Annotated in this window: 24 protein-coding genes; 4 read left to right on the forward strand and 20 right to left on the reverse strand. The window is 38.7% G+C overall.

Annotated elements, in window-relative coordinates:
- Window positions 1-61 precede the first annotated feature (61 nt).
- Window positions 62-769 (reverse strand): RNA polymerase sporulation sigma factor SigK, encoded by a 708-nt coding sequence (sigK, locus tag HU823_RS05265; protein ID WP_066237772.1) that lies wholly within the window; start codon window positions 767-769, stop codon window positions 62-64.
- Between the two features lie 176 nt (window positions 770-945).
- Between sigK and HU823_RS05270 the strand changes: the two genes are divergently transcribed.
- Together HU823_RS05270 and HU823_RS05275 are read left to right on the forward strand one after the other, a co-directional pair.
- Entirely contained in the window at window positions 946-1,269 is a 324-nt protein-coding gene (locus HU823_RS05270) for an aminotransferase yhxA (protein WP_144698917.1), read from the forward strand.
- Window positions 1,270-1,288: 19 nt separating this feature from the next.
- Window positions 1,289-1,687, forward strand: a complete 399-nt coding sequence (locus HU823_RS05275) for a DUF350 domain-containing protein (RefSeq protein ID WP_144698915.1) — start codon at window positions 1,289-1,291, stop codon at window positions 1,685-1,687.
- A gap of 28 nt (window positions 1,688-1,715) precedes the next feature.
- Here the strand turns inward: HU823_RS05275 and HU823_RS05280 are convergent, their stop codons facing one another.
- Window positions 1,716-2,162, reverse strand: a complete 447-nt coding sequence (locus HU823_RS05280; RefSeq protein WP_231607263.1) for an RNA helicase — start codon at window positions 2,160-2,162, stop codon at window positions 1,716-1,718.
- A gap of 82 nt (window positions 2,163-2,244) precedes the next feature.
- Here HU823_RS05280 and HU823_RS05285 point away from each other — a divergent pair, with 82 nt between their 5' ends.
- On the forward strand, window positions 2,245-3,483 hold the full coding sequence (locus HU823_RS05285) for a glutathionylspermidine synthase family protein (RefSeq protein ID WP_197221328.1): 1,239 nt from the start codon (window positions 2,245-2,247) through the stop codon (window positions 3,481-3,483).
- 34 nt (window positions 3,484-3,517) lie between these two features.
- On the opposite strand, the gene HU823_RS05290 is transcribed toward HU823_RS05285, so the two are convergent.
- Entirely contained in the window at window positions 3,518-3,670 is a 153-nt protein-coding gene (locus HU823_RS05290) for a YrzI family small protein (RefSeq protein ID WP_144698909.1), read from the reverse strand.
- A 517-nt stretch (window positions 3,671-4,187) separates the two neighbouring features.
- Between HU823_RS05290 and menA the strand changes: the two genes are divergently transcribed.
- The gene (gene menA, locus HU823_RS05295; RefSeq protein ID WP_197221329.1) at window positions 4,188-5,078 is read left to right on the forward strand and encodes a 1,4-dihydroxy-2-naphthoate octaprenyltransferase; all 891 of its coding nucleotides are present in this window, start codon (window positions 4,188-4,190) and stop codon (window positions 5,076-5,078) included.
- 39 nt (window positions 5,079-5,117) lie between these two features.
- Here menA and HU823_RS05300 read toward each other — a convergent pair whose 3' ends face one another.
- The 17 genes from HU823_RS05300 to HU823_RS05380 form a co-directional block, all read right to left on the reverse strand.
- A complete protein-coding gene (locus HU823_RS05300) occupies window positions 5,118-5,909 on the reverse strand; it encodes an SDR family oxidoreductase (RefSeq protein ID WP_144698905.1) in 792 nt (263 codons plus the stop codon).
- 13 nt (window positions 5,910-5,922) lie between these two features.
- Window positions 5,923-6,777: a GRP family sugar transporter gene (locus HU823_RS05305; protein ID WP_197221394.1), complete on the reverse strand. Its 855-nt coding sequence runs from the start codon at window positions 6,775-6,777 to the stop codon at window positions 5,923-5,925.
- A 216-nt stretch (window positions 6,778-6,993) separates the two neighbouring features.
- The gene (locus tag HU823_RS05310) at window positions 6,994-7,230 is read right to left on the reverse strand and encodes a YrhC family protein (RefSeq protein WP_137788796.1); all 237 of its coding nucleotides are present in this window, start codon (window positions 7,228-7,230) and stop codon (window positions 6,994-6,996) included.
- 489 nt (window positions 7,231-7,719) lie between these two features.
- Window positions 7,720-8,853 carry a bifunctional cystathionine gamma-lyase/homocysteine desulfhydrase gene (locus tag HU823_RS05315; protein ID WP_197221330.1) on the reverse strand — a complete coding sequence of 378 codons (1,134 nt, stop codon included), beginning with the start codon at window positions 8,851-8,853 and terminating at the stop codon, window positions 7,720-7,722.
- A gap of 2 nt (window positions 8,854-8,855) precedes the next feature.
- Entirely contained in the window at window positions 8,856-9,779 is a 924-nt protein-coding gene (locus HU823_RS05320) for a PLP-dependent cysteine synthase family protein (protein ID WP_197221331.1), read from the reverse strand.
- A 12-nt stretch (window positions 9,780-9,791) separates the two neighbouring features.
- Window positions 9,792-10,259 (reverse strand): S-ribosylhomocysteine lyase, encoded by a 468-nt coding sequence (locus tag HU823_RS05325; protein WP_144698899.1) that lies wholly within the window; start codon window positions 10,257-10,259, stop codon window positions 9,792-9,794.
- Window positions 10,256-10,960, reverse strand: a complete 705-nt coding sequence (gene mtnN / locus HU823_RS05330; RefSeq protein WP_197221332.1) for a 5'-methylthioadenosine/S-adenosylhomocysteine nucleosidase — start codon at window positions 10,958-10,960, stop codon at window positions 10,256-10,258. Before mtnN ends, HU823_RS05325 begins: the two co-directional genes overlap by 4 nt.
- Before the next feature lie 17 nt (window positions 10,961-10,977).
- Window positions 10,978-11,616: a class I SAM-dependent methyltransferase gene (locus HU823_RS05335; protein WP_144698895.1), complete on the reverse strand. Its 639-nt coding sequence runs from the start codon at window positions 11,614-11,616 to the stop codon at window positions 10,978-10,980.
- Between the two features lie 286 nt (window positions 11,617-11,902).
- Entirely contained in the window at window positions 11,903-12,535 is a 633-nt protein-coding gene (locus tag HU823_RS05340) for a YrrS family protein (protein ID WP_197221333.1), read from the reverse strand.
- Between the two features lie 93 nt (window positions 12,536-12,628).
- Complete coding sequence (locus HU823_RS05345) at window positions 12,629-14,377, reverse strand: peptidoglycan D,D-transpeptidase FtsI family protein (RefSeq protein ID WP_197221334.1); 1,749 nt, start codon at window positions 14,375-14,377, stop codon at window positions 12,629-12,631.
- A gap of 107 nt (window positions 14,378-14,484) precedes the next feature.
- On the reverse strand, window positions 14,485-14,961 hold the full coding sequence (greA, locus tag HU823_RS05350; protein WP_144698889.1) for a transcription elongation factor GreA: 477 nt from the start codon (window positions 14,959-14,961) through the stop codon (window positions 14,485-14,487).
- 153 nt (window positions 14,962-15,114) lie between these two features.
- Entirely contained in the window at window positions 15,115-15,756 is a 642-nt protein-coding gene (udk, locus tag HU823_RS05355; protein WP_144698887.1) for a uridine kinase, read from the reverse strand.
- Between the two features lie 30 nt (window positions 15,757-15,786).
- Window positions 15,787-16,431, reverse strand: coding sequence for an O-methyltransferase (locus tag HU823_RS05360; protein ID WP_231607264.1), 645 nt, complete (start codon window positions 16,429-16,431; stop codon window positions 15,787-15,789).
- Window positions 16,432-16,617: 186 nt separating this feature from the next.
- Entirely contained in the window at window positions 16,618-17,757 is a 1,140-nt protein-coding gene (gene mltG / locus HU823_RS05365) for an endolytic transglycosylase MltG (protein WP_197221335.1), read from the reverse strand.
- Between the two features lie 121 nt (window positions 17,758-17,878).
- Window positions 17,879-18,175, reverse strand: a complete 297-nt coding sequence (locus HU823_RS05370) for a DUF1292 domain-containing protein (protein ID WP_137788788.1) — start codon at window positions 18,173-18,175, stop codon at window positions 17,879-17,881.
- Window positions 18,176-18,197: 22 nt separating this feature from the next.
- Window positions 18,198-18,617 carry a Holliday junction resolvase RuvX gene (gene ruvX / locus HU823_RS05375; RefSeq protein WP_144698883.1) on the reverse strand — a complete coding sequence of 140 codons (420 nt, stop codon included), beginning with the start codon at window positions 18,615-18,617 and terminating at the stop codon, window positions 18,198-18,200.
- Between the two features lies 1 nt (window position 18,618).
- A complete protein-coding gene (locus tag HU823_RS05380) occupies window positions 18,619-18,894 on the reverse strand; it encodes an IreB family regulatory phosphoprotein (protein ID WP_144698881.1) in 276 nt (91 codons plus the stop codon).
- Window positions 18,895-18,926: the final 32 nt, after the last annotated feature.

Consider the following 18,926-nt stretch of genomic DNA (forward strand, 5'->3'; position numbering starts at 1 on the left):
AGTTTGTCCGATTAAAAAAATAAAAAGACTGTAATTGTTACCAGTCTTCTTAGGTAAGTATTTATCGTTCTGATTGCTGGCGGCTTCGGTAAAATTCATGAAACAGCTTCATAAGCGCTCGCTTTTCGATCCTTGAGACATAACTTCTAGATATCCCTAATTGTTTTGCGATCTCACGCTGCGTTTTTTCTTTTTGAAGATCGAGTCCGAACCGTCCGACGATCACTTCTTTTTCCCGGTCATCCAATACATGAATGTAATCGTATATCTTTTTCTTTTGCATCTTTAATTGGATGGCATCCACAACATCTTCTGTTTCCGCTTTCAACACATCGATCAATGTGATCTCATTTCCTTCTTTGTCTGTTCCGATCGGGTCGTGAAGGGAAACATCTTTCTTCGTCTTCTTTAGAGCCCTTAAATGCATCAAGATCTCGTTCTCTATACATCGAGCTGCATACGTTGCAAGCTTCGTGCCCTTGCCTCTCGAGTAACTCTCAATGGCTTTTATCAGTCCGATCGTACCAATTGATATTAAGTCCTCCGTATCTTCACCTGTGTTTTCGAATTTTTTCACGATATGTGCAACAAGCCTTAAGTTATGCTCGATCAACATAGCTCTTGCATGTTCGTTTCCTTCGGCCATCTCTTTTAAGTACTGCTTTTCTTCATTTTCAGACAGGGGCTGGGGAAACGCATTATTTTTAACGTATGAAACGAAAAGCATAACTTCCTTAAAAAAGTAAGCCAACACACCTACTAATGACATGACAGCACCTCCAAGACGATTCTCTATTCCCTTATCTTTATGCGGTGCTGGGCTTGGGTGTGTCTGTACATCTTTAAAAACAAAGGAACCTTTTTATTTTTTCAAACGTACTAGAAATAAATGGTTCAAATACAGAGTGATCCATACTATAATTGAGCATGGAATGAGGTGAAGATATGAATAAAACAAAAAAGCTTATTGCAGGTGTATCCTCTGCATCTGTTGCAGTCATGCTCTCTGGTTGTAACGACCAAGCACAAGATATCCCACCAGAGCCAACTGATACGGAATGCCAAGATTGGGAATGGGATGAAGACGATGGGGTATATGAATGTGATGATACCGGTTCTCGCTATTTCGGCCATTATTATCATGGCGGAAGTTACTACAAAGGAAAAAGCAGCTTATTAAAAAGTTCTGCTTATAAATCCTACAAAAGTAGTTCAAGTTTCAAAGGCGGCGGATCTGGCTTCGGAGGAAGTAAAGGATTTGGCGGATAAAACATGAGGAGTTGTAAAGATGGAGAACTTATTTCTTAATTTTGCCCTTTATGCGGCTACAGGGCTTGGATTACTTTTTGTCGGCTTTATCATTTTCGAGTTAACAACCAAAACGAAAGAACTTCAATTAATCAGTAAAGGGAACTGTGCAGCAGCTCTATCACTTGGCGGACGGCTGTTTGGTCTTGCTTTTGTCATTGGATCATCAATCGCAAATTCATTGAGCATTGTTGATCTGCTGATTTGGGGATCAGTCGGGATTATTGCACAAATCGTAGCTTTATTCGTAGCTGAACACTTAGCGATTCGTTCGAGCATCTCAAAAGCAATCGATGCAGATAATAAAGCGGTTGGACTTCTCGTTATGTTTTTGAGTGTTTCCGTTGGTTGGGTTATCGCTCAGTGTCTTACATATTAAAAAAAAGCATGTGGCATCCGCCACATGCTTAAATTTTATCTCCCACATACATCACGTAAACAGCACGGTCTTCATCTATTTCAGCTGAATCGCGTAAATACTGTCCTTTTCCCGGTATATCCACTACGTCTTTTAATAAATACCGTATAACATCCCAATGGCTATTTAAAGCTTGGGTATGTAGTACTGGCATATCTCCTGAAGAATGATAAGACCGGAATTCTAAAAATATCCCTCTTCCTTTGTAACTCGTTTCCTCCGTAAATCTTCGAGCCTCTCCGACTTCTTTTACGATTAAGATCTCCTCACTGCCTTTCATCTCATTCGATTGCAGCTCGTACTCTTTTCCTCCTGTTACAAAAAATTCGCAGAGCTGTCGTGCATATTTTTCATCGTTATGCATGTTCTCAGGAATCTTATAGGTTAAGAAAGCTTCATATTCGTTATCTCTTTCGATAAAATAAGTAAGTTCCATTATTTTCATCCTCTTTATAATTTGTTATGTTTATCATACCAGTTTACAGTTTTATATGTATGTTTTGGAGGTAATCACACGCATGACCTATATAGATAATAGACAAAAATTTTATAATCAGCTACCTGAATTTTGGGCCGATATGTATGGTCAAGAATATGCTTTATACGAACCTGCTGAAATATCAGAAGACGCTTCAAGAGATGTGGAACTTCTAGGTGAGAGAGGTGGCCACATCTTGTTTAAGACGGCTTCCCTTCTACAGTCAGAAAATATAGAAGATGATATCTTACAGCTTCTCGGTTTCCCTGAGGTTCTTAATTCGTTTCTCCGCTATCAAACGCCATTAGCTAAAACGGTCATTGGCAGGATCGATTCAATCGAAACACCCGAGGGACATAAGATCATGGAGTTTAACAGCGATACGCCAACGTTTATTTATGAATGTTTTAAAGTAAACGAATTGGTCTGTAAGCAGCACGGATACCGCAATCCTAACGAAAACAAAGAGAAGCAATTAAAGAACGCTATACGTTCCTCCATCTTGAGTGCATATCGACACTTGAAGATGGAACACGCCCCGCATATCGTTTTTACAGCACATGAGGAGAATGTTGAAGACAAGCAGACCGTCCTTTATCTTAAAGAACTTTCAGGATTTCCTTCTCAGTTTGTACCTTTGGAAGAATTGGTCATACGAAAAGGAATCGGTTTATTCGATCAAAACGGGAAAAAAATCGATGTACTCTATAGACAGACTTTTCCCATCGAGCTTCTTATTCAAGATGTAGATAAAGTGACGAACGAGGATATAGGGTTACAGTTAACGCAGCTTGTGGTTCAAAACCAATTGGCCATCATCAACCCACCATCCGCCTTTTTATTACAGAGCAAAGCCATTTTAGCTGTCATATGGGGATTACATGAGGAACGCTCTCCTTACTTTTCAAGTGAAGAACACGAATGGATCGAACGCTATTTCTTACCGACCTACCTTGAACCCGACACGTTTTTGAAAAACAAAGAAAAGTATGTGCAAAAGCCTGTTTTTGGCCGAGAAGGAGATACGGTTCGTATATTTGACGGTAACGGCTACTTGGTAGATCAAGACAAACATCAGAGTTATGACAACTATGCAAGTGTTTATCAAAAACATGTATCACTTCCCAAAATGACATTTCAATCTGAAAAAGGCAGTCAAGAAGGTCACCGAATGACAGGAACATTTCTCATTAACGGAAAACCAAGCGCTTTTGGATACCGTATCGGAAATGCTATAACTGATAACCTATCCTATTTCTTGCCTTCATGTATAAAATGACAGCGCATGCCGAACCGGCACGCGCTCGTTTTTTTTACAGCCATGAAGACAAATTATAAGATGCTTTTTCTTTAGCACGATCATAAAGTGTTTTTACTTCCCTATCACGAGCGTAAAGCTCATCAGGTCGACGGTTCCTCTTAATAGAAAAGGTAATCGTTACAAAAAACAAATGTAGTGTAAACATATCTTTTTTAGCTCCTTCGTTTCAATCATATTTTTTCCCTCAGGTTGAATCTTTCTCCGTTAATAGCCAAGTCAGCAGTGTAATTCCAATCATTATCATTTTCTTCTCCTCCTTTAAGTTGTATATAAAAAACACCGCAGAATAACCCCTGCGGTGTTAAAAAAGCACACAAAAAACCGCAGGCATTCGACCTGCGGTGTCTTTTAAATAAGGTTAAATAGACATACTGCGCTGATTGGCGGTCGAACGTAAAGACTTATTCAGTTGGTAGATCGTTTTCATGTAAATCATCATTGTGTTCAACCTCCTTTTTTTAATTTACTTTACTTAGAAAACCTTACACTATTTACCAAGTTGTGTAAAGCTTTTTTCTCCTAGATAAGTATATGCACGTAAAATGGAAAGTATACAAAGATTGTTAAGGTTTTCTATAAATAGGCAATACCTTTACAAGATAATTATGTGTACACTTTCACAAACTTTTACTATAATTATGAGTGTAAAGGGGGAAACACAAATGATACATCCTAAGGTCATCTTCGCTTCGACTCGGCCTTTTTCATTAACAGCTTCTGTCATTCCCGTCATCTTCGGGACAATCCTTGCATTGCAGTGGACAAGCATACATTGGACTACTTTCTTTCTAACACTTATTGGTGCTGTTTTTCTTCAGTGCGGAACAAACTTAGTGAACGACTATTTCGATCATGTAAAAGGTGCGGACATTCCTGGGTCGTTGAGCCCATCAGGCGTTATCGACCGAAAAGAGATGACTCCACGCCAAGTATACATCACAGGTCTTATTTTCTTTAGTTTAAGCGTTATCGTGGGACTTATTTTAACTGCACTTACCGGCCCTGTTGTTCTTTACTTCGGTATTCCGTCACTCCTTGTAGGCTACTTTTACACAGCTACTCGTTATGCGCTTGCATACAACGGACTAGGTGAGATCGCATCTGGAAGTACGCTAGGTATTCTCGCAGTTGTTGGTTCTTTCTACACTCAAACTTTAACAATAAACACAGAAATCTTTTTAGCCGCTATTCCTAACGCCCTTCTAGTTATGGCTATCTTACACGCTAACAACTTGCGTGACTTCGATACAGATAAACAGATCGGTAAAACAACAGTTGCTGGTTTGATCGGAAGAAAAGCATCACGACTAGAATATTATGTCTTAATGCTTGGTGCGTATGTAAGTTTATTAGCTCTTATATTCTTAAATATCTTACCCCTATGGAGCCTTATAGCTGCGATTACTCTACCTATCGCGTTAAAAGGATTAAAGATTGCGATATCCACGTGGGATGCAAAAGAATTAAACAAAGCACTTGGTTTAACAGCGCTACTTCATATGGCTTTTGGTATTCTACTTTGTGTAGGTACTTTAACGGGAATCCTATTATAGACGTGAAAAAGTCCACTTGTTAGAAGTGGACTTTTTCTTTTACCCTTTTCCAGCTTGAAATCCTGGATATAATGTCATTCCGCCATCAGCAATCAGCGTTAGACCTGTAACATAACTTGCTTGGTTTGAAGCAAGCCAAACTGCTGTCGCTGCAATCTCCTCTGGCTCCCCGATATAGCCCATAGGAATTAACTTTAATACCCCTTCTTTTTGTTTTGGATCTGAAAACTTTTCAGCATTGATCGGTGTATTGATCGCACCCGGCGCAATGCTGTTGATTCTGATACGTTTAGGAGCATATTCAAGTGCGAGCGTTTGTGTCATCAGCTTAATTCCACCTTTACTTGCTGCGTAATGTACAAAATGCGGCCATGGTATGATCTCATGTACACTCGACATGTTGATTATGGCTCCCTGGATATCATGTTCGAGGAAATAATCGATTGCTTCTCTGCAACCTAAAAATTGACCTGTTAAATTCGTAGATATAACTTTGTTCCAATCGTCCAATGTGAGCTCATGTGAAGGAACTTCATTTTCAATACCAGCATTGTTAATCATGATGTCTAACGACCCAAATTCATCAATTGCTTTCTTAATAAGTTGTTTGATGTCACTTTCTTTTGTTACATCTCCTTGAACAGCAATTGCATTTCCACCGCTATTCTTAATTTCCTTTATCATTTCTTCTGTTTCTTTCACTTGTTTATCTGAATGAAAATTAATAACAACGTTAGCATGTTCTTGTCCAAATCTTAATGCACAAGCCTTCCCGATACCCGTAGCGGCACCTGTAATAATAACCGTTTTCCCTTTTAAATCTGGATACATATTGTTCATCTCCTTATGATTTTGTAAATCCTAACATGACGCCACCCGCTATGATGAGAACACAGCCTGAGATTACCCAAATGATCTCTTTTTTGCTCCTTTTTTCACCTAAAAGAAAAATTCCTCCAAGCGTTGAAATGATGATACCGGTCTGTGAGAGCGAGAAGCTGGTCGCGATTCCGATAAGAGGCAATGACAGCAATAATGTCAGATTACCTGTGCTCCAGATTAAACCAGTTAAGATATTGCGATAAGAGTACTTATTAAAAGGCTTATGTTTAAATGATAAAACGAGCGCACCTATAAACATCCCTACCGCTTGCGGTAAAATCGCCTGCCATCCGTTTACTTCAAACCATCTGATGATTACAACATATGTAACATACCCAATCGTTGAAATAAGGAGGATGGTTAGTCCTTTTTTAAAGTTTTGTTTGTCTTTTTGGTCGCCTTGCTCATTTCTTCTAGATGTTAATAGGGCCCCTGCTATAATTGCACAGATTGCAATAATCCCGATTATGATTTCCGTCATGGTTTTCCATTCATGAAAAACAATAACACCGAACAATGTTGTTCCGAACAACTGCATGCCTGTTGAAAGCGGAACAATTTTAGAAACACCTAAATAATCTACACTAGCAAATTGATTTCGCTGTCCGATCACCCAAAAGATTCCTGACACGATACCGATCGCAAAAACTGTTATATTCAGGTCCGGTTGAACGATAAAGAATGCAACAATCGAAAACAACAATGCTCCGAGTGTCATTCCAAAAGTTTGACTGTGAAAGTCTCCGCCAAGTTTTTCGCTTACTAATACGATACTACCCCAGCAGACTGCTGTAATAAGTGCCCAGATGATACCCACTAACTCCACTTCTTTCTCCATATAGATTGTTAAAACTTAGTATGACCTTCTTCGGCCGTTCTGTATCCATACCCTATTGTTCTAACGAAATAAACTATCTCAACCGAACTTCTTTGAGTGATATAAAAGAATACATTCAGCGTAATCGCTTTCTTTTGAAGACATAAAAAATACCGCCCCTACTTAAGGGACGGTACGTGAAATTATCTATATGGTTTATTCACTTAATTCTTGTAATTGTGTTTTGCACTTTCTTACGACTTTATACATAAGTGCAGTGAACCCTAAGCACGTTGTAGATGCAATACCTAGTGTGATTGATTGAACAAAGTTTTTGTCTTCAACAGGAAGTACTAGTCCTAAATAAAAGAACGTGCTAACAGCCAATAAAATAAAACCGAAGCGCTGGTAGTCAGCGATTTTCTTTTGAATGAATTCAGCATTGTTTTTCATAGCGGTGTCTACCTCCTACTCCTAATCTCTATATAAAGGATAACATAGGTAAGATAGCAACCTACCAAGCAGATTTTGACAAAAGCGTGAAGTAATTTTGTCTAAATTGTGATCAAAAATTAGCATCGTACGCTTTAATTTGAGGATAAATTTATTAGAGCCAAAAAAGGTTAAAAAAAGTTTCATTGTGCGTCTTGAAAAGGTTAGCAGATTATACCTTACGGGGTATCCAAAGAGGGAATTCAGGAAATTTAGTAATTATTTCTGGAAATTTTGGAATTAATCCGGCGAGGTATGACTTTAATACAGCGAGTTTTACTTCTAAACCGGCGAGTTTACAAATTTCGACAATCAAAACGTGTCTTATACCCTCTCCAATGCACTTTTTCAGGTTCACATTTTGCCCTCGTGTAATTGACATACTAAGCCAGCACAAATAAAAGAACAAGTGCCTGTTAAAGCACTTGTTCTTTTATTTGTGTTCTTCATTTAGCTTAAAGCATTTTTTAAATCATCGATCAAATCGTCAGCATCTTCAATACCAACTGAGATACGTACCAATCCATCTGTGATTCCTAATTCTGCTCTTCGCTCTGCAGGTATTGAAGCATGTGTCATACGGGCAGGTACCGAGATCAAACTCTCAACTGCACCTAGGCTTTCTGCAAGTGTAAAGTATTTTACTTTTTTAAGAAGGGCATCAGCATTCGCTTGTGATCCAACATCAAACGATACCATACCACCAAAGCCGCCAGATTGTTTTTTAGCGATATCATGCTGAGGATGATCTTCAAGTCCTGGGTAATAAATTTTCTCTACCGCTGAATGAGATTTTAAAAATTCAACGATTTTTTTCGTATTGTTTTCGTGAGCTTCCATTCGCAAACCAAGCGTTTTGATCCCGCGAATAAGCAACCATGAATCTTGAGGCCCTAAAACGCCGCCTGTTGAGTTTTGTACGAAATGCAGATCTTCTCCTAGCTTTTCATCGTTTACTACGACTAGACCTGCTACAACGTCACTATGACCACCAATATATTTCGTTGCAGAGTGAAGAACTATATCTGCTCCTAATTCGATCGGGTTCTGCCAGTATGGTGTATTAAACGTATTATCCACCATGAACAGAAGGTTTTTCGCTTTTGCCCAAGAAGCTACAGCTTGGATGTCTGTAACCTTTAATAGAGGATTCGTAGGTGTTTCTACATAGACCGCTTTCGTGTTTGGTTTTAATGCAGCTTCGATCTGTTCGATGTCCGTTGTATCTACAAACGTTGAATCGATTCCAAGACGGTTCAAGACCTTCGTCATCACACGATACGTACCGCCGTAAACATCATCTGTCAAAATAACATGATCACCAGAATCAAACAGCATCATAACTGCTGTAATGGCAGCCATACCAGAACCAAACGCAAATCCGCGTTTGCCACCTTCTAGATCTTTGATCAGTTCTTCTAACGCATGCCTTGTTGGGTTTCCTGTACGTGAATATTCAAATCCGCTATGCACTCCCACATCTTCTTGCTTATAAGTACTTACTTGGTAGATTGGAAAAGACACAGCTCCTGTTGTCTTATCAGAAGGAATGCCTCCGTGGATTAATTTTGTTTTACGTTTCATTATCAGATGCCTCCTTCATAGATTTTCTTGCTTAAATATCGCTCTGAGCTGTCAGCAAAAATAGTCACAATGTTTTGCCCGGGTTGTGCACTTTGAGCTTCAATCAGGGCTGCGTGCAACGCTGCTCCTGAAGAACTTCCAACAAGAAGCCCTTCTTTTTTTGCTAGTTCAGCAACTCTTTGGAATGCATCAACATCCATTACCGTATGGATGCTGTTGAAATAAGATGAATCCATATATGCTGGAAGAAATTCCATGCCGATACCTTCTGTCTTATGAGGTCCGGATTCTCCACCATTAAGAATAGAGCCTTCAGGTTCAACAATAACCGTCTTCACGTTTTCGTTCTTTTCTTTTAAATAGCGAGCTGTACCCATGAATGTACCACCTGTACCCGCCCCGGCTACAAAAACATCTACATGACCATCAAGCGCATCCCAGATTTCTGGGCCTAATGTTTTGTAGTACGTGTTCGGGTTATCCGGATTAGAAAATTGAGAAGGAGAAAAAGAATTCGGAATCTCATTCAGCAATTCTTTCGTTCTTTTGATCGCTCCTTTTATTCCATCGGCAGTAGGGGTATGAACGATGGTCGCGCCCAATGCTTTCATGAGCTCTTGCTTTTCAATACTAAACTTTTCTGGAATAACAAAGATTACGTCTATCCCTTTATTGATCGCTGCAAGAGCAAGACCGATTCCAGTATTTCCTGCTGTAGGCTCGATGATCGTTCCGCCTTCTACAAGATCACCTTTAACTAGGGCTGCATCTAGCAGTTCCATACCTAGACGATCTTTTACACTTCCTCCAGGGTTCATAAATTCGAGTTTGGCAAACAAACGAACTCCTTCTGGAAGTGAAAACTGAGTGATCTCCATAAGAGGTGTATTACCGATCATCTCATGCACGTTTTTAAAGTATTTCATAAATATCGTCCTCTATTCTCCGAAAACAATATGCCACTCGTCTTTTTTTGCAAGCATCTTGCGCGCGATTTCTTTTGCACCTTCAAGACTATGGTTAGCGGCCCATCCACATTGAACTTCATTACATGCAGGCACTTCAGTCGCTTCTAAAACATCGTTCAACGTCTTCTCAAGAACGTCTAAAATCTCATCATAGTTATCGTGGTTGATCACAGAAAGATAAAAACCAGTCTGACAACCCATAGGACTTATATCAACTACAGTAGAATGATGATTACGAATATTTTCCGCCATCAGATGTTCGATAGAATGAAGTCCTTCCATCGGCATATGATCTTTATTCGGCTGACAAAAACGGATGTCATACTTGTGGATGATATCTCCGTTAGCACCTGTCGTTGTACCTGCTAAACGGATATAAGGCGCGACTACTTTCGTATGGTCAAGGTTAAAGCTTTCAACGTTCATTTTTTTTGTCATAATGATTTCAGCTCCTCTACGATTTTTTGTACTAGTTCTGCTGAGTTCTTAGATGCAGTTTGTAAGAATTGATCATAAGAAACACGTGCATCTTTTCCTGCAATATCTGATAAAGAGCGAATGATCACAAAAGGAACTTTAAATTGATAACACGTTTGAGCGATAGCTGCAGCTTCCATCTCAGCTGCATATAGAGCCGGAAACTTGCCTCTGATATCTTCTACCCTAGCATGATCACTCATAAACGAATCGCCTGAAGCGATCAAACCTTTTGCTACTTGTATGTTTTCTACTCTCGCTCCAGCTCTTTCTGCTGCATGCACAAGTTTTTCGTCAGGCAGATAGTTTGGTGGCATCTGTGGCACTTGACCGTGTTCATAACCAAAAATCGTTGCATCTACATCATGATGGCGCACATCTGTTGAGATGACTACATCGCCGACGTTCAGGTCTGAATGAAATCCACCAGCAGATCCCGTGTTCAAAATAACATCTGGTCCATAAAGTTGGATCAACAACGTAGTTCCGATCGCTGCGTTTACTTTTCCGATCCCTGATTTTAATAGCACGACTTCTTGACCGTTAAGTAAACCTTTATAGAATTCACAACCTGCAAGCTTCTTTTCTTCAAGATTTTCTAATTGCTCTCTTAAAAGAACAACCTCTTCTTCCATTGCACCAATAATTCCAATTCTTTTCATGAGTGATTCTCCAATGTCTATTTTTTTACCGCTTCCATCAGCCAGACATATTCATTTAGTTTTTTAAACGAGACTTCAAAATCATGTTTTTTAAATAGTTCTTCTAGTACGCCAAGTGTTGTATAATACTCGGTCTGAAGGTCTTTTAACAGATTAAGGAAGCCTTGAGATCTTACTTTTTCATGACGCTCTTTTTTATCATCCTCGTGAAGATAAGCGGTATCTGCAAACACAATTTTACCATTCTTTTTAAGCAGCTGGCTATACTGTCCGATCGCCAGATCTTTTTCTTCGTCGGTTAGGTGGTGGAACGCATAAGTACTTACTATTGTATCAATCTCTTGATCGAACTTTGGAAAAGATAAAAAGTCACCATCATGAAGAGTTAGATCCGGATGTCGGTCGGATGCTTTTTCTCGCATCCCTTTTGAAGGCTCAATCCCAATGACTTGCTTTTTGCTGCGAAGAAGTTTTTCGCTTAAATTGCCTGTTCCAACGCCGAACTCCAAAACAACACTTCCTGAACGCTGAACAACCGTTTCTAAAATTTCATCATATTTATGAAAAACTTCCTTATATTCCTGATCATTTCCTGAAACCGTCTCATCATAAGAGGATGACCACTCATCAAACAGATCAATAAATTCTCGTCCCATTTTTCACACTCACCTTTAATTTATATAATTCCTATCAATATACTATGAATTAAAATCTTACAGGTTCCAAATTATCATAATTCCTAAAAATTTTCAAATGAAAAATCTTTTTCAATTGACAAAAATTACGTATACATGCCACTTCACGAACGAACGTTATTAGAAATAATATATAGACTATTGGACCTCCGCGTTTTTTGTACCTGATTTTTTGTAATCTTGCTCGGTTAAGCTCTATAAACAAAAAAAACAACCTGCAATAATTAACAGGTTGAATTTCTTCGTTTTATTGAACAGGTGTTACGCTTGTAGGCTGCCATCCTTTTTCCGGCACCCACTGAAGCATAACATCATATTTTTTTCCATCGGCTTTCGATTGTACAGTACCTTTTGAAAGATCAGGACCTCCACCGTTACCTAACCAAAAAATGGTCATTTGGTCTTGTGGAATGCTGGTTGCATAGGAAAGGGCTTGGACCATCTCGTTCCAATCTTGTGAACCATCATCATACGTCTTTGTATGAGGTTCTGTTTGTGAAGTTCCGATTGGTTGCCATGGGCCCTCAGGACCGCCACCTTCAGGCGTTTCTGATTCTGTTTTTTCTTCTTCAGTTGTTTCTTCATCTGCTTTGTCTTGATCTTCAGCTGACTCTTCTTTATCTTGAGACTCAGAATCCTCATTATCAGGTTTTGACTTTGAATCATCCGTTTCCATCTCAATTGAACTGTTGTTGGATTCGTTGTTTTCATTTTGTTCAGAATTAGATTTGTTCGTTGAAGCTGTTTCGTTATCATCGCCTGAGAAAAGATTGAATGCAACAACAACAATCAGCAACACAACTAACCCGATTGCTATGTTTAAAAAACGATTTTGTTTTCGTTTTTCTAGTCTTGATTCATAACGCTGGTTTCGTTTCATAATATCCTCCTCAGTAAAATACTTTTTTTATTTTACCACGAGGAAGTGGTATAGGAACACTATTTCCTATTACTCTTTTTGAGATTATATTCTTTATCGATCTTTTTCTTCCATGATTTCTGTTGCGATACCCCGAAATACAGGGATTGTTCGATTGACGGTATCATGTTTTAAATCTACTATTACTAGTGCAAAACGTGGATTTTCGGCTGGAAAGTATCCTGCAAACCATTTATTGTTAAAGCGTTGATCCTCTCCTTTTTGTGCCGTTCCTGATTTCCCTGCAACTTGAAAAGGCAATGACTGTAATGCGTGTCCAGTTCCTTCTTCGTTTTTTACGACATTCAAAAGCAGGGATTGAAGTCTCATAATCGTATAGGGAGAAAGCTTTTCACCCTCTTTCTTATGATCTGCAAACTCAATCAGTTCGGTACCATTAGCAAAATTCACGCTTTTAGCTGACTTTACCTCATAACTGACCCCACCTCTAGCGATCGTCGCCATCATGTTAGCAACAGCAAGGGGGGTAACTTTCACATCCAGCTGGCCAATCGCAGTTTGAGAAGTCGCTAATGAACTTTTGTAATTGGATTCCTTCTTTTTTGAGTTGTAGATCTGACCCGCTTCTTCTTTATAAAAGTGCGAGAATGCTTCTAGATGATAGACTTCTCCTTGCCAGCCGTTGTGCGTAAGTAGTCCTAATTTTTCAGCATACTTTTCCATAAAATCCGGATCTTTTTTTTGTAATTCATTAGCTAGATCTCCGAATGTTCTGTTGCAGCTTTGTGTAAAACTGTTCTCTACATTTAACATCCCTAACTGTCTTTCATCTTTATCACCATATATGTTTAGGTTACAATCATACATCTTATCGTTTTGTATCCTATTTTCTTCAATAGCTGCAGCTGCTGTTACAATTTTAAAAACAGAACCAGGAATTTGTTGAGACGTCATATGGTCAACATGTTTATAGATAGTTTCACTCGAGAACAAAGGTCTGCTTGACATTGCCAACAGCTCGTTTGTTTCTATATCTATCAAAACAGCTCCACCTTCTATTACATTGTGGGCATCAAGTGTTTTCTCCACTGTTTCCTGCATCTTCTTATCAAGCGTCGTCTTCACGTGAAGAGGATATAGGGGATTGGATTGTGAACGGAACTTAACATCAAGTCCAAACAACGGATGTCCTTGACGATCTACATGATAGATATATTCTGTTTCCCCTTCTGATATTAGGAAGGGATCAAACGTATACTGCATGCCATTCTTTCCTGTTTTTGTACTGATCGTAACCGTGCCTTTTTTTAGTTTATCTTCATACTTTCTTTTGATCAGATCCGGATCTTGTCCGACTGCCCCAAGGATATGATTAGCAAATGGAGTAGGGTTTCGTTTTGTGACAAGCTGAGCGTAGAGCCCAGGAATTTCTAGTTTATTAATCTCATTCATCTGCTCGATACTTATTTCTTTTGAAAGAGAGAGGGCAGATGGCTTCTTTAGTTCACTGATACTTTTGGTTAAGTTTCTGCTTGATGTCTCGAGGATCTTAGCTATCGAATCAATCGGCCATCTACGGGAGTAAAGATTCGGAAAAACGATGACTTGAGCTCTTACATCTGTTGAGAGCAGTTCACCATTTCGATCAAGAAAATAGCCTCTTCCATCGTTGATCATGAAACGATGTGTACGCTGATCCACACTTTCTTGAATGAGGTTCACTTTATTTTTGGAAAAGGAAGTAGTAGAGATCAGCTGTATATCTGCTAGCCGATACGTAAGACCAAGGATAAGGAACAGGAATAAAAGTGCTACGACCATCGTTCTTTTCTTTGATAACATAGGCTCACCCCCTTACCCCTATTCTCACCCACTACTTTTGTTCCTAAACGATTGCAAAAAAAAAGAAGACTTGCAGATAAATGCAAGTCTTCTAATACATAATACGTTTATTTTACTTCTAGAATTACAACGCTGATTTCTCCACCAGGCGTTTGAACAGAAACTTTATCTCCAGGCTTTTTACCCAAAAGACTTTTAGCCATTGGAGAATCGTTAGAAATTTTCCCTTCGAATGGATCTGCTTCTGCACTACCTACGATGATATATGTTTCTTCGTCACCGTCTGGAAGCTCTTTAAACTTAACTGTTTTCCCGATGGAAACGTTATCAGATTGGTCTTTATTATCTTCAATAATAACCGAATCACGAATCATTTTTTCTAGTTGAACGATACGAGCTTCTACGAATGCCTGCTCGTCCTTTGCTGCATCATACTCAGAGTTCTCAGAAAGGTCTCCAAAACTGCGAGCTACTTTAATTCGTTCAACAACTTCTTTTCTTCGTTCTGTTTTTAAAAACTCTAGTTCGTTCTCTAACTTCTCTTTACCTTCTAAGGTCATATAGTGTTTTTTCTCGTCTGCCATTGTTTTTTCACTCCTTAAATAATCAGTACCCTTGTTACGTTATATGATAATTCGGCTAGGGTATGTATAAAATATGGGTCATTAGTTGATTGCCAAATGGCTTAAAGCTGAAATTTTTGTCCGTGTATACCGAAAAAATGAGGATGATGTTCCTCATTTTTTCAATAATGCTTTGTCTTCCAATATCGTCTTAATCTTTGTTACCATTAAGTCGATCGCCACAAGATTCTGACCGCCTTCTGGAATAATGATATCCGCATATCGTTTCGTTGGCTCTATGAATTGATTATGCATCGGCCGAACCACTGAAGTATATTGATCGATAACAGATTCAAGTGTTCTTCCACGGTCTCGGATATCTCGAACCATCCTTCTAATAATACGAACATCTGCATCCGTGTCTACAAACAGCTTGATGTCCATCAAATCACGTAGTCGTTCGTCTTCAAGGATCAAAATACCTTCCAGTATAATGACATCTTTAGCATCAACTGGGATAATTTTATCACTTCTTGTATGTGCTGTATAGTCGTACACTGGTTTTTCGATGGAATCGTATTTTAGAAGTGAAGAAATGTGCTGGATTAACAAATCATTATCGAAAGCAAGAGGATGATCATAGTTCGTATCCAATCGTTCTTCCATTGATTTATCTGATTGATCTCTATAATACGCATCTTGCTCTATGATTAAGATGGATTGGTTAGCAAACTGCCTGTAAATTTCTTTTGCTACCGTCGTCTTACCTGATCCAGATCCACCTGCAACCCCAATTACTATTGGTTTTTGTGCCATTTTGATTACTCCTCCAAACTGCATGTCCCATTAAGAATTTCTAATACTCACCATCATTCCATCTCCAACCGGTAAGATTGAAGACTGATAGTCAGGATGCTGCATCATGTATTCGTTAAAACTTCTAATTTTTTTTACGAGAGAACGAAGTCTTCTACTCTCTAAGCCGCTTTCATCAGCGACATACCCTCTAAAGAGAACATTATCTGTTACGATGATGCCATCAGGTGACAGCATGGAAGAATAATGATCAAAAAAGTTTTGATATTGTCCTTTTGCTGCATCTATAAAAATAAAGTCATATGGGGCATACTTTTCTACTTGGCTCTGCAATTCATTTGCATCTCCAAGTAACAAATTAATTCTGCTCTCTAGATGAAACGATCTAACATTATCTTTTGCTATATTGTACCGTTCTTCATCTCTTTCAATACTAATAATTTCAGCATTCTCACATGCAAGAGCCATTCGAATGGCGGAATATCCAATCGCTGTTCCTACTTCTAATATACGTTTCGGTTTCTTCAATCTAACATAGGACAATAGAGTCTCCATACCTGTTAGATCCATGATCGGCACATTATGCTCTTTCGCGTATTGCTCCATTTTTAGTACTTGTTCAGAGCGCGTTGGAATAATTTTTTCGATATATTGGTTCATTTCTTTTGAGACCAAAGTAACACGCCTCCTTCACACTAACCGGTATATTGTATCATAATCTTTATTTGAAGGCGAGAGTCCTATTTCTATACTTTTGTTATCAATAAGATAACTGAGTTATTCACTCTTAAAATGCTATATAAGATGTAAGTTTTGCAGCAATAAAAAAGAGAATACATACTAGTATCCTCAGAAACATGCTTAATTATTGTCTTTTTCCTGCCAAACTTTCCATTCATCTCTGTATTTTTTATATACAGCATTATGTTCGCTCAAGGTTTTCGTGTAGATGACCTCACCGTTTGGTCTCGCATAAAAGAAAAGCTCGTCCATCTTCACGGGTTGAAGTGCAGCTTCAATCGCTTTTTCACCTGGTGAAGTGATCGGTCCGATCGGTATGCCTTTATAAAGGTACGTATTGTACTTTGAATCATATTTCAGATGTTCGTATAAAACTTGAACATCGAAATTCTTTCGAGCATATTTCACCGTTGGATCAGAATCAAGCTTCATATCTTTACTTAAGCGATTATAAAAAACACCAGCAATCTTTTTGCGATCCTCTTCAAGCTGAGATTCTTCTTCTATAAGAGATGACAAGGTGATGATCTGAAAGAGTGAATAACCGCTATTCTTGATATCTTTCTCATGTTTAGTTAGGACAACAGAAGATTGTTCGACCATCTTGTCTATCACATTTGATAATTCTGGTTTCTTTACATCGAAATCATATGTGGCAGGAAACAAAAATCCTTCTAGCGGATAGTACAGTCCAGCTTTCATTATATCATCAGGTAAGATCGGATACTTATCTTTAAGCTGTTGCAAATAAGCTTTATCGGCCATCTTTTTGATGATATCCGCTTCACTGTAACCCGTTTTCTGACTGATTAATTTTGCGATCTGCGGGACATTGTATCCTTCTGGAATCGTTATGGTTAAAGCTGGCTTCTTGAACATCTTTCCGTCTTTAAGTGCTGAAATGATCTCTGTAAGATTCATGGAAGGAGTTAGTTCGTAAATACCGGCTTGGAAGTTTCCTTCACCTTTAACTCGAGTATAGATTCTAAAGAAATCACCGTTGTTTATCAATCCTTTATTCTCGAGCTCTTGTCCTATTTTTGAAGAGGAAGAACCAATTGGAATTTCCACCGTAATTTTTTCATTATTAGCTGAATCGATCGGTCCAATGTTCTTATTGTAATAATAAAAATAAGCACCTATAGCTGCAGCAATGAATAACGCAAGAAATAGAAATAAGATAGATAGAACAATGGTTTTAGTACGTTTTTTACTTTTATTTTCATTTATGTAATTCCCAGATGACTGGAGATGTAACATGGTATTTCCCCCTTCCACCTGTTTAATTATACGTTTACTAGCAGAAATTGTCGAGATTGGCCGTAAAATGGAATAAAAAAAGAAGTTGGTTAGAAAACCAACTTCTTTTTTTTTTTGATACTTATTCTGTTTCGTATTCGTCATCTTGAAATGTGTTTAACATTTCTTCGATCATGTCCCATTCTTCATCAGACTCAAGTGGGAATAGAGCAAGATCGTCTTCTTCTCCATTTTCTTCATAACGGAAAGGGAAAACTTCTACTTCATCTGTATCATCATCTTCTGAATCAGCTACAGGTATAGTTACCATGTATGATTTTCCTGTTTGATCTACATCAAATTTGAATAAAACTTCAAATAGATTTTCGTCACCATTCTCGTCTGGAATAACGATGCGTTCGCGTTCTTCTTTTGCCATTATTGGCTCACCTCTACTTTTCTTATTGTTGGCTGTCCAAATAACCTTGCAGAATGATCGAAGCTGCTAGCTTATCGATCACCTGTTTTCGTTTCTTTCGGCTCACGTCAGCTGAAATCAATGTTCTTTCAGCTGCCATGGTGGTCAGCCTCTCATCCCATAGGATAACCGAAAGACCTGTCAGACTTTCAATATCTTTAGCAAAGTTTTGACAAGCTTCTCCGCTGGGACCGATCGTACCATTCATGTTCTTCGGAAGACCTACTACGATCTTACTGATGTCATGTAACTGAATCAGCTCTTGGATCCTTGCATAGTCTTCTTCTGGCTTATTAGGACGGCGTCGTATCGTTTCTACTCCTTGTGCTGTCCATCCCAGTGCATCTGAGACGGCAACACCGATCGTCTTCGTTCCAACATCCAGTCCGAGTGTTTTTGTCAAATTAACGACTTCCTTCTTTTTGAGTGGATAGATATGATTTTACAAGCTCTTCAATAAGCTCATCTCGCTCCAGTTTTCTAATCATGCTTCTCGCATCATTGTGACGAGGAATATAAGCCGGATCCCCTGAGAGCAAATAACCTACAATCTGATTGATAGGATTGTATCCTTTATCCTGCAGGGCGTCGTAAACAGAAAACAGGACAGTTTCTACATTCGTCTTATAAGCATCTTCTTCGTTGAAGTTAAACTTCATCGTTTTGTCCATTGAACTCACTGGCGAACACCTCTTTCTGAAGATCTCCCTTA

Source organism: Fictibacillus sp. 18YEL24, assembly GCF_015903855.1.
Classification (GTDB): Bacteria; Bacillota; Bacilli; order Bacillales; family Fictibacillaceae; genus Fictibacillus; species Fictibacillus phosphorivorans_C.

What these genes read in the sequence shown, in the direction of transcription:
- sigK (WP_066237772.1), bottom strand. Translation starts at nt 769, where the DNA reads ATGTCATTAGTAGGTGTGTTGGCTTACTTTTTTAAGGAAGTTATGCTT.
- HU823_RS05270 (WP_144698917.1), top strand. Translation starts at nt 946, where the DNA reads ATGAATAAAACAAAAAAGCTTATTGCAGGTGTATCCTCTGCATCTGTT.
- HU823_RS05275 (WP_144698915.1), top strand. Translation starts at nt 1,289, where the DNA reads ATGGAGAACTTATTTCTTAATTTTGCCCTTTATGCGGCTACAGGGCTT.
- HU823_RS05280 (WP_231607263.1), bottom strand. Translation starts at nt 2,162, where the DNA reads ATGGAACTTACTTATTTTATCGAAAGAGATAACGAATATGAAGCTTTC.
- HU823_RS05285 (WP_197221328.1), top strand. Translation starts at nt 2,245, where the DNA reads ATGACCTATATAGATAATAGACAAAAATTTTATAATCAGCTACCTGAA.
- HU823_RS05290 (WP_144698909.1), bottom strand. Translation starts at nt 3,670, where the DNA reads ATGTTTACACTACATTTGTTTTTTGTAACGATTACCTTTTCTATTAAG.
- menA (WP_197221329.1), top strand. Translation starts at nt 4,188, where the DNA reads ATGATACATCCTAAGGTCATCTTCGCTTCGACTCGGCCTTTTTCATTA.
- HU823_RS05300 (WP_144698905.1), bottom strand. Translation starts at nt 5,909, where the DNA reads ATGTATCCAGATTTAAAAGGGAAAACGGTTATTATTACAGGTGCCGCT.
- HU823_RS05310 (WP_137788796.1), bottom strand. Translation starts at nt 7,230, where the DNA reads ATGAAAAACAATGCTGAATTCATTCAAAAGAAAATCGCTGACTACCAG.
- HU823_RS05315 (WP_197221330.1), bottom strand. Translation starts at nt 8,853, where the DNA reads ATGAAACGTAAAACAAAATTAATCCACGGAGGCATTCCTTCTGATAAG.
- HU823_RS05320 (WP_197221331.1), bottom strand. Translation starts at nt 9,779, where the DNA reads ATGAAATACTTTAAAAACGTGCATGAGATGATCGGTAATACACCTCTT.
- HU823_RS05325 (WP_144698899.1), bottom strand. Translation starts at nt 10,259, where the DNA reads ATGACAAAAAAAATGAACGTTGAAAGCTTTAACCTTGACCATACGAAA.
- mtnN (WP_197221332.1), bottom strand. Translation starts at nt 10,960, where the DNA reads ATGAAAAGAATTGGAATTATTGGTGCAATGGAAGAAGAGGTTGTTCTT.
- HU823_RS05335 (WP_144698895.1), bottom strand. Translation starts at nt 11,616, where the DNA reads ATGGGACGAGAATTTATTGATCTGTTTGATGAGTGGTCATCCTCTTAT.
- HU823_RS05340 (WP_197221333.1), bottom strand. Translation starts at nt 12,535, where the DNA reads ATGAAACGAAACCAGCGTTATGAATCAAGACTAGAAAAACGAAAACAA.
- HU823_RS05345 (WP_197221334.1), bottom strand. Translation starts at nt 14,377, where the DNA reads ATGTTATCAAAGAAAAGAACGATGGTCGTAGCACTTTTATTCCTGTTC.
- greA (WP_144698889.1), bottom strand. Translation starts at nt 14,961, where the DNA reads ATGGCAGACGAGAAAAAACACTATATGACCTTAGAAGGTAAAGAGAAG.
- udk (WP_144698887.1), bottom strand. Translation starts at nt 15,756, where the DNA reads ATGGCACAAAAACCAATAGTAATTGGGGTTGCAGGTGGATCTGGATCA.
- mltG (WP_197221335.1), bottom strand. Translation starts at nt 17,757, where the DNA reads ATGTTACATCTCCAGTCATCTGGGAATTACATAAATGAAAATAAAAGT.
- HU823_RS05370 (WP_137788788.1), bottom strand. Translation starts at nt 18,175, where the DNA reads ATGGCAAAAGAAGAACGCGAACGCATCGTTATTCCAGACGAGAATGGT.